Annotated in this window: 2 protein-coding genes; both read left to right on the top strand. The window is 55.7% G+C overall.

From position 1 onward, the window contains the following. Nucleotides 1-246 (top strand): DUF6339 family protein (locus AC1DQP_RS20320; RefSeq protein WP_478052407.1); only part of this gene is annotated, 246 nt, incomplete at its 5' end. A 59-nt stretch (nucleotides 247-305) separates the two neighbouring features. After that, a partial coding sequence (locus AC1DQP_RS20315) for an MvaI/BcnI family restriction endonuclease (RefSeq protein ID WP_478052406.1) occupies nucleotides 306-1,556 on the top strand: 1,251 nt, incomplete at its 3' end.

The following is a 1,556-nucleotide window of genomic DNA, read 5'->3' as shown; positions in this document are numbered from 1 at the left end:
GCCGACATCCGTCTCAGCTTCTTGGAGCGTTCGGCGATGGCCTCCAGACCGACATTCTCGCGTGGTGTAGTAAGGCTACTCTCGAACGAGAAAGACCTTCTCGACGGCGAGAAGCTCTTCCGCGAGTTCATGAAGCAGATGAACCTCGATGGCGCGGGGCTGGCCTTTGAGGTCATGTCCGATGTCAGGATCGATGCATTGATGCGACAGTGCCTGGACAAGGCGCGATCCATCATCAACTCGTGATTATGGACGGAAGATGAGAGCAAAACGCACTTCATTCTACTGCCGAGTAGGACTTTGACATGAACTCCAAGGTGGATGACCGGGACCAGTGGCTCTACAACCTCGAGCTCAGCACAGCTGTGAGCATGCTTGTGGCAAACGGAGCTACCGAGATCCTCTACAAGCAACTTCCACAGAACGCCAACTCAAAGAACCAGGTGTACTTGGCACCCGATCTATCGGACTTGAGCCGGATTCCTTCTGGCGCTGTCGTTGCACACTCTTCTTATTCAATCAAGGCTGGCAACACCGAGCCGGTCTTCCATGCCCCATTGGAGATGTACTGGATCACCAGCACAGGACAACCATCAAAGGCTCCAGAGGCCAAGCTGATCTTCTATCCGCAGTACCCCGAAGTCCGAATGTCGGGTTTCCTGAAGGGCGCGCGCTACGCGCCTTCAACATTCTTCGACAAGGACAAGCTCGGAACGGTACCCGACCGGATCCTCTTGATCGGACTGACGAGCCGGCGCACGATTGTAGCTATCGCTGTCCCGCCAGAGAGCCCGGCTGCAAGGCAGATCAATGCAGATCAACCTCACGAAGCTTACGGGGCATTGCGCGAGCTGCCGATTGAGCCTCACAACTCGGATTCAGACGACTACCTCGCTCTGTTGGGGGCACTTGCAAGGATTCACCGCTCGGGGTGGAACGACTCGATTCGTTTGGACAGACGCGGCGTTGTCGTCCCTTGCAGGGCAACCAACTGCAACGGCAATACGCTTGAGGCACTGCTCGGGATCCGCTCAAATGGGTTTGCATTACCTGACTTTCACGGCTGGGAGATCAAGGCTCGAGGCGTAACGAACTCTGAGAAGCCAGGAAGTAGCGTTGTTACGCTGTTCACACCCGAACCGGATGGAGGAACGTACGTTTCGGATGGAATTGAGKCATTCCTGACTGCATATGGTCACGCCGCACGGACAATATCTGGTCGAACCAACTTCGGCGGCGTATACAAAGTCGGGGCCGAGATCAAATCGAACAAGAAGCTCCGGATAGACCTTCACGGATATGATCGGCAAAGCCAGAAGTACCGTCCGGACGGCGCAGTGGTGATGATCGATCACGCGGGTGATGTAGCGATGTCATGGTCATTCGCAAAATTGCTAGATCACTGGAAGTCAAAGCACGCCAAGGCCGCGTTTGTTCCCGCACAGATAATGCGCGGGGATGCCCCGAAGTACAGATTTGGAAGTCGCGTCCTCCTGGGAACAGGGGCTGAGTTTGGCCGCCTCCTCGCCTCGTTGGCAAATGCCAGCGTCTACTAC

This window comes from Stenotrophomonas sp. P5_A8, assembly GCF_056400545.1.
Note: the sequence above shows the minus strand (reverse complement) of the source record. Positions and strands in the feature narration are given on the sequence as shown.